This is a genomic window from Rothia sp. HMSC064D08 (assembly GCF_001809525.1).
In the GTDB taxonomy this organism is placed as follows: domain Bacteria; phylum Actinomycetota; class Actinomycetes; order Actinomycetales; family Micrococcaceae; genus Rothia; species Rothia dentocariosa.
The window spans coordinates 713,658-721,481 of the sequence record NZ_KV797895.1; the positions used below are offsets into that span (position 1 = coordinate 713,658).

At 60.3% G+C, this 7,824-nt stretch carries 7 protein-coding genes; all 7 read left to right on the top strand.

Going from position 1 to position 7,824, the window contains the following annotated elements; genetic code table 11:
* Positions 1-55: 55 nt before the first annotated feature.
* The 7 genes from HMPREF2625_RS05400 to guaA all read left to right on the top strand — a co-directional run bounded on the left by HMPREF2625_RS05400 (position 56) and on the right by guaA (position 7,438).
* Complete coding sequence (locus HMPREF2625_RS05400) at positions 56-382, top strand: heavy-metal-associated domain-containing protein (RefSeq protein WP_070522519.1); 327 nt, start codon at positions 56-58, stop codon at positions 380-382.
* Between the two features lie 51 nt (positions 383-433).
* The gene (locus tag HMPREF2625_RS05405; RefSeq protein ID WP_070522523.1) at positions 434-2,668 is read left to right on the top strand and encodes a copper-translocating P-type ATPase; all 2,235 of its coding nucleotides are present in this window, start codon (positions 434-436) and stop codon (positions 2,666-2,668) included.
* Between the two features lie 48 nt (positions 2,669-2,716).
* The gene (locus HMPREF2625_RS05410) at positions 2,717-3,403 is read left to right on the top strand and encodes a DUF305 domain-containing protein (protein ID WP_070522525.1); all 687 of its coding nucleotides are present in this window, start codon (positions 2,717-2,719) and stop codon (positions 3,401-3,403) included.
* 114 nt (positions 3,404-3,517) lie between these two features.
* Entirely contained in the window at positions 3,518-3,877 is a 360-nt protein-coding gene (locus HMPREF2625_RS05415; protein ID WP_037231117.1) for a DUF5655 domain-containing protein, read from the top strand.
* Between the two features lie 185 nt (positions 3,878-4,062).
* On the top strand, positions 4,063-5,085 hold the full coding sequence (locus HMPREF2625_RS05420) for an SURF1 family protein (protein WP_070522528.1): 1,023 nt from the start codon (positions 4,063-4,065) through the stop codon (positions 5,083-5,085).
* A gap of 38 nt (positions 5,086-5,123) precedes the next feature.
* Positions 5,124-5,708 carry a DUF3817 domain-containing protein gene (locus HMPREF2625_RS05425; RefSeq protein ID WP_070522531.1) on the top strand — a complete coding sequence of 195 codons (585 nt, stop codon included), beginning with the start codon at positions 5,124-5,126 and terminating at the stop codon, positions 5,706-5,708.
* Positions 5,709-5,845: 137 nt separating this feature from the next.
* A complete protein-coding gene (gene guaA / locus HMPREF2625_RS05430; protein ID WP_013397572.1) occupies positions 5,846-7,438 on the top strand; it encodes a glutamine-hydrolyzing GMP synthase in 1,593 nt (530 codons plus the stop codon).
* Positions 7,439-7,824 lie beyond the last annotated feature (386 nt).

A 7,824-nucleotide genomic window follows, 5' to 3' on the forward strand; every position in this document is an offset into this window, starting at 1 on the left:
GGTATATGCTAGAGAGTAGCATCGCCGCATCCCACCGACCCGTAGGAGCTTTCCCATGATCACCTCCCCGCCCCGCCTCTTGCCGATGGCCTCCCACGGCTGCAGCTGTTGCGGACCTGCCTCACGTGCCGACACCGCCTCCATCCCTGCCGCCAGCGACTCGTCAGCAGGAGGGTCCTCCCCTAGCTACCAGGTCACCGGCCTGACCTGCGGGCACTGCGCGAAAAGCGTGACCCAGGCCCTTCAGGCCCTCCCCCAGGTCGACGACGTCCAGGTTGATCTCGCTGCTGGTGGTGTTTCCACCGTCACGGTCACCGGTGTCGTACCTCCGGAGATGGTTCGCCGGGCTATCGAGGCGACCGGCTACACCGTCTTATCCTGATCGATTTTACCCATCATCTCGACCCCGACCGGGTTGAGCGAAAGGAACGTCATGAGCACTCCCCACCATTCCGGCGATCACCATGGTGATCACCCCGCTCCGGAAACAGACCACACCCACCACCCGGATCATGCCAGCCACGAACACCACGCAGATGCCGACACCCACGGCCAGGCGATGCCCCACGGTCACCCGCACTCCGTCCTGGACGAAGACCACCACGTTCATGGTCACGGCGAACACGCCGGGCACAGCACCGCAATGTTTCGGGACCGCTTCTGGTGGTCGCTGATTCTGTCCATTCCCGTCGTTATTTTCAGCCCCATGGTCGCCCACCTGCTCGGCTACCACCTCCCGGCATTCCCCGGATCCACCTGGGTCCCCCCGGTACTGGACACGATCATCTTCGTCTACGGCGGAACGCCTTTCCTCAAGGGCGGATGGACGGAACTGAAATCCCGCCAACCCGGGATGATGCTCCTGATTGCCATGGCCATCACCGTGGCGTTTGTCGCCTCCTGGGTCACCACTCTGGGGCTGGGCGGTTTTGACCTGGACTTCTGGTGGGAGCTGGCCCTGCTGGTGACCATCATGCTGCTGGGCCACTGGCTGGAGATGCGCGCTCTCGGGGGTGCGTCCTCCGCGCTTGACGCGCTGGCTGCCCTGCTGCCGGATGAGGCCGAGAAAGTCATCGACGGGACCACCCGCACCGTGGCCACCTCCGAGCTGGTCGTCGACGACGTCGTGCTGGTGAGGGCCGGTGCCCGGGTGCCGGCCGACGGAACCATCCTCGACGGAGCCGCCGAATTCGATGAGGCGATGATCACCGGCGAATCCCGTCCCGTCTTCCGCGACACCGGTGACAAGGTGGTCGCCGGTACCGTGGCCACCGACAACACCGTCCGCGTCCGGGTGGAGGCTACCGGCGGGGACACCGCCCTGGCCGGGATCCAACGCATGGTTGCCGACGCACAGGAGTCCTCCTCCCGGGCCCAGGCCCTGGCGGATCGGGCGGCGGCGTTGTTGTTCTGGTTCGCGCTGATCTCTGCTCTGATCACCGCGGTGGTGTGGACCATCATCGGCAGCCCGGACGATGCCGTGGTGCGCACGGTCACGGTGCTGGTCATCGCCTGTCCGCACGCCCTGGGCCTGGCGATTCCGCTGGTCATTGCGATCTCCACCGAGCGGGCCGCGAAATCCGGGGTGCTCATCAAGGACCGGATGGCGCTCGAGCGGATGCGCACCATCGACGTGGTGCTCTTCGATAAAACCGGCACCCTGACCGAGGGTGCGCACGCGGTCACCGGTGTCGCGGCAGCTGTCGGCGTCACCGAGGGCGAGCTGCTGGCCCTGGCCGCCGCCGCGGAGGCCGACAGCGAGCACCCCGTGGCCCGCGCCATCGTGGCGGCCGCGGCCGCCCATCCCGAGGCCTCCCGTCGGCAAATCCGTGCAACTGGTTTCAGCGCCGCCTCCGGCCGGGGGGTCCGGGCCACTGTCGATGGCGCTGAGATCCTCGTGGGCGGGCCGAACATGCTGCGCGAGTTCAACCTCACCACCCCGGCCGAGCTCACCGACACCACCAGCGCCTGGGCCGGGCGTGGGGCCGGTGTGCTCCATATTGTCCGCGACGGTCAGATCATCGGTGCGGTGGCCGTCGAGGACAAGATCCGCCCCGAATCCCGCGCCGCCGTGAAAGCCCTGCAGGACCGCGGGGTGAAGGTCGCGATGATCACTGGTGACGCGCAGCAGGTGGCCCAGGCGGTTGGCCAGGACCTGGGGATCGATGAGGTCTTCGCCGAGGTCCTGCCCCAGGACAAGGACACCAAGGTCATCCAGTTACAGGAGCGTGGCCTGAGCGTGGCCATGGTCGGCGACGGTGTCAACGACGCCCCGGCCCTGGCCCGCGCCGAGGTCGGCATCGCCATCGGGGCCGGCACGGATGTGGCGATGGAATCCGCCGGAGTGGTCCTGGCCAGTGACGATCCCCGGGCAATGTTGTCGATGATTGAGCTCTCGCAGGCCAGCTACCGCAAGATGATCCAGAACCTCATCTGGGCGTCCGGTTACAACATCTTGGCCGTGCCCCTGGCCGCCGGCGTGCTCGCCTCTAGCGGCATTCTGCTTCCCCCGGCTGCTGCTGCGGTGTTGATGTCGCTGTCGACGATTGTGGTGGCGCTTAACGCTCAGCTGCTGCGCCGGATTGATCTGGACCCGGCCCACCTGGCTCCCACCAGTCCGAAGGAGGAACACACCACGCCTACTCCGGCATCCACCGCCGTCCACTGATCCACCACTTCTCTCCACTGCCCCCATATGACCCTGAAAGGCTCCACCATGAAGCGCACCCTTGTTCTTTCCGCTCTCGCCGTGGCCTCCACCCTGGCGCTGGCCGCCTGCGGTGAGGCCACCGAGTCAGGCAACACCGACGCCACCACCTCGGCCACCAGCACTGCGACGACTACCGCTGAGACGACCGAGACCACCACGGCGACGACTGAGGCGGACGGGGAGATCTCCGCCGATTACAACGACGCGGACATCATGTTTGCCCAGATGATGATCCCCCATCACCAGCAGGCCGTGGAGATGAGTGAGATGCTCCTGGCCAAGGAGGGTATCCCCGCCCAGGTCGTGGAGTTTGCCCAGGGGGTTATTGACGCCCAGGGACCGGAGATTGACCGGATGAACGCCATGCTCGAGGCCTGGGGCCAGCAGCCGGTCACCGACTCTGGGGGCATGGGGACCATGGACGAGATGGGTGGAATGGATCACGGCGAGATGGGTGGCATGAGCGGGATGATGAGCCAGGAGGACATGACAGCCCTTGAGGAAGCCCAGGGCACCGAGGCTGCCCGCCTCTACCTGGAGCAGATGACCGCCCACCACGAAGGTGCGGTCGACATGGCCCGTGACGAGGTTGCTGACGGCCAGAATCCCCATGCGATCACCCTGGCCGAACAAATTATCAACGACCAGGAGGCCGAGATCGCCCAGATGCAGCAGATGCTCACTGACCTATGACAGGTCCCCGTCTTTTTCTGATCCCGAGGACAGGAATCTGAAAAAGAGGGATACCTGCGTGTCGTCCAGACGACCCTATAAACTCTCAGATGGTTACCCCAGAAAGGAACGACTATGCCGAGCAACAAGATGATCAGTGATTTCTCGGACAAGCCGAAGACTGATTCCTTTTATCAGGCGATCGATGAGTACGTCATGAGCCTGGGTAAAGTCAAGAGGGAGTTTCGCGCGCAGGTCAGCTATTCTGTTAACCGGAAGTTTCTCTGGATGTGGGCATACGAGAAAACCAAGGATGGTACGTTGTACTTCAACGTGACCCTAGATCGCCAAGAGGAGAACAAGAATATCCACAGGGTCACTCAGGTCAGCCCTAATCGATGGAACCATCACGTTGAGGTCAAGTCACTGCAGACGGCGAAGAGCCAATGGCTACGTACCTTGATCGACATGGGTTTCGAATTCTCCACCCAGTGATCATCGGGGAGATCCAGACCACGGTCTGCTGGGGACATGTCCACGATGAATGCGATATATCATCTGTTCTTAAACGGCATGTGGTGAAATCTCGTCGAAAGTGTTGTCTGCCTACCAACGAGTTCTTCCTGTTATATTTTTCTTATCGTTAGGGGTGTACAACGCGGACGCGTTACCCTAGATACGTGTGGAAATTGGCGTTTACTCCCCGCTGGCTGGGCGGGCTTTTGCTGGCTCTCGTCTTCGTGACGGGGTTTGTTGCGCTCTCCAGCTGGCAGTTCAATGCCTCCACCTCACAGCAAGTACATTCTGATCCTGCGAAAGATCGGGTGCGACCCTACACCGAGATTCTGCAGGCGCATCAGCCCGTGACGAATTTGACGGTTGATACCGTAGTGCAGGCGAAGGGGGAGTACGTTCCTGGATCCTCCATGCTGGTAGCGGGTCGCCTGAATGAGGGGCAGCACGGGTACTGGGTTCTGAGTGAATTCATTCCCGAAGGAACCGATAAAGCCGCTGCTTTGGGGAGCACCAAGCCCCGTGCCATCACGGTGGCACGAGCCTGGATAGCGGGAGAGGATGATCATGCGCCGAGCATACCCGCCGAACCGACCGGGACGGTTGAGATCGCCGGTCGTGTAGTAAATGCCCAGGGCGCCGCCCCGTACACGCGCACGGTTGAGAAAGTGCTGGAAAGCGCATCCCCGGCACAGCTAACAAACCTGTGGGATGCGCCCCTCTATGACGGCGTGCTCACGCTTTCTGCCGAAGTACCTGAGAACCAAAAAATACCCCTCACCGAACAGCACACAATCGCGGAAAACGCCACTATTATTGGACAGTCTGAGAATCTGCGCCCTATTCGCGCAGCTCAGGCGACCAATGATGCCAACATCAACTGGCTCAACATCTTCTACTCGCTCGAATGGTTGATTTTCGCGGCGTTCGCCCTCTACCTGTGGGGACGCATGCTTAAGGATGCAGCCCATCGTGCCGCCGAACCCGCCGAATACACCCAGTATTTCGAGTACGAGGGCGAATACTTTGTGGACGAGACCACCGGACGCCCCTACTATTGGGACCCTGCCGACGAACAGTACTATTTCTTTGATGAAGCTCCCGAAGAAGCATCCGTGCGGGTGGAAGATACCCCGCGCAACGCACCGGAGAGTGGTAATCCCCAGAAACCTGCAGATACAAAAGACTAACGCCAGCTAAACTCATCAGCACACACGAGAGGCACAGCATGTCAGAGAATCCCGAGAAGAACACAAAAATTACCCCGGTAGAACGTACCGACGGGCGCAAAGTCACCCTATCGCAGAATGCCTCAAAAGCATCAGCAGACGGGGCAGAACACACGCCCCAGGGCGGATTTACGGTGCGCAAAAAATTTGGCGGTACCGAAACGCAGATTCGTTCCGCACTCACCTTCTATAAATGGTGCGCATGGATATCCGGTACCTTTCTACTGCTGCTGGTGGTTGAGATGATTACCCACCACGGGATGGGCTATGACCTGGTGGCGGGTGCAAAAGACGCCGCAACCGGTTCCGATGTATCGCTCGGCATCCTTAACCGCAAAACCGAAAACCTCACCGGCGGAGTAAACATCTCCACATGGGTGCTCATCATTCACGGCTGGTTCTACATCATTTACCTGTTCTCCTGCATCCGTATTTGGCTGCTCATGCGCTGGGGCATTGCCCAGCTTATCGTCATGGCGCTCGGCGGCGTGGTGCCGTTCCTCTCATTCATTGTTGAGAAACGCATCCACGCAGAAACCCTGGCACAGCTTGAAGCAAACCCGCAGGCGACTAAGCGGTACTAGCCCCCCGCATCAGCGAAAGCCCAACGGCGAGTACCCCTGAAAGGGCGCCATATAAAACTTTTGTCTCTCCCGTAGAATAGAAATACAAGACTTCGCGCGCTCGCGCGGAATTTCGACCTGACACGTGAGGAAAATCCGTGACCGACTCTGTACACCCGGATCAGCTCGAAGAGCGTCCGGTTCTGGTGGTAGATTACGGTGCCCAGTATGCGCAGCTTATTGCTCGTCGCGTGCGTGAGGCGGGTATCTACTCTGAAATCGTTCCCCACTCTATGAGCACCGAAAAGATGCTCGCTAAAAACCCCGCCGCGATTGTGCTTTCGGGCGGGCCTTCATCGGTGTATGCCGATGGCGCCCCCCGCGGCGATAGGGCACTATTTGAGGCTGGCGTGCCGGTCTTCGGTATCTGCTACGGTTTTCAGGTGATGGCGCAAACCTTGGGCGGTACCGTGGCGCAGACCGGTTCCCGCGAATACGGCGCAACCGATGCGACCCTGTGCGCAGTAGAGTCTTCGTTCCTCACCGGCACCCCGCAGACGCAAAACGTGTGGATGTCGCACGGCGATTCCGTGACCGAAGCCCCCGCCGGGTTTGAGGTTCTGGCGCAGACCCCGGGTGCATCCGTGGCGGCGTTCGTGGATGAGCACCGCAAGCTGGGCGGCGTGCAGTGGCATCCCGAGGTGAAGCACTCCGACTACGGTCAGGTTGCGCTTGAGAACTTCCTGTATAACATTGCTGGGCTTAAACCCACCTGGTCAACCGACAATATTATTGAGGAACAGGTTGCAAAGATTCGTGAGCAGGTTGGCGAAGACCGCGTGATTTGTGCGCTCTCTGGCGGCGTGGATTCTTCTGTTGCTGCAGCCCTCGTGCATAAGGCTGTAGGCGATCAGCTGACTTGCTTCTTTATCGATCACGGGCTGCTGCGCGCGGGCGAGCGTGAACAGGTTGAGCAGGATTACGCCGCGTCAATGGGTATTCGCGTGATTACCATTGACGAATCAGAGCGTTTCCTCACCGCACTGGCTGGCGTGAGCGACCCTGAGCAGAAGCGTAAGATTATTGGCCGCGAGTTCATCCGCTCCTTTGAGCAGGCCGAGCGCAAGCTCATTGAGGAAGCGGGCGAAGAGGGTGCACAGATCAAGTTCCTGGTGCAGGGTACCCTGTACCCGGATGTGGTTGAATCCGGCGGCGGTGAGGGTGCGGCGAATATTAAATCGCACCACAATGTGGGTGGTCTGCCTGAGGACTTGGCGTTTGAGCTGGTCGAGCCGCTGCGTACCTTGTTTAAGGATGAGGTTCGTGCGATTGGTCGTCAGCTGGGTGTTCCCGAGAAGATCGTGGCACGCCAGCCGTTCCCCGGCCCAGGTCTGGGTATCCGCATTGTGGGTGAGGTGACCCGCGAGAACCTTGAGACCCTGCGTGCGGCGGATGCGATTGTGCGTGAGGAGCTGACCGCAGCCGGCCAGGACGAACATATTTGGCAGTGCCCCGTGGTTCTTCTTTCCGGCGTGCGTTCTGTGGGCGTGCAGGGCGATGGCCGCACCTATGGGCATCCGATTGTGCTGCGTCCAGTTTCTTCGGAGGATGCGATGACCGCCGACTGGTCGCGCCTGCCTTATGACCTGCTGGCAAAAATCTCGAACCGGATTACGAATGAGGTCAAAGATGTGAACCGCGTGGTGCTGGATGTCACTTCCAAACCCCCGGGAACCATTGAGTGGGAGTAGTCCGGCGGGGGAGTAGCCGCCTAGGACTTCACCCAGTTTTGAGTAGATAAGCCGCCCGGTATAACCTGACTTTCAGGATGCGCCGGGCGGCTTTGCTGTGGCCATAAAGGTATAGAAGCTGCGCCATGATCCTCTCGAAACGGAATATTTCTTCAAGTCCTTCTGCAACAGAGCACAGCTTCGGATGCCCATGACGGGAATATGAAAGTCTGGAGCGTACTCGGTTTAGGGGCGCCCCTAATGGATGCCCCTCAGTGTTTTTGTCCTGAAAGCTGGGTGGTCTTCTTAATACTATTTGTCGTGACAACAATCATTAAGATGCCCAAAATAACCTCGTAAAGGGCTACCATAACCCCCACTATTGTAAAAGAGCTCTCGGCAGATGA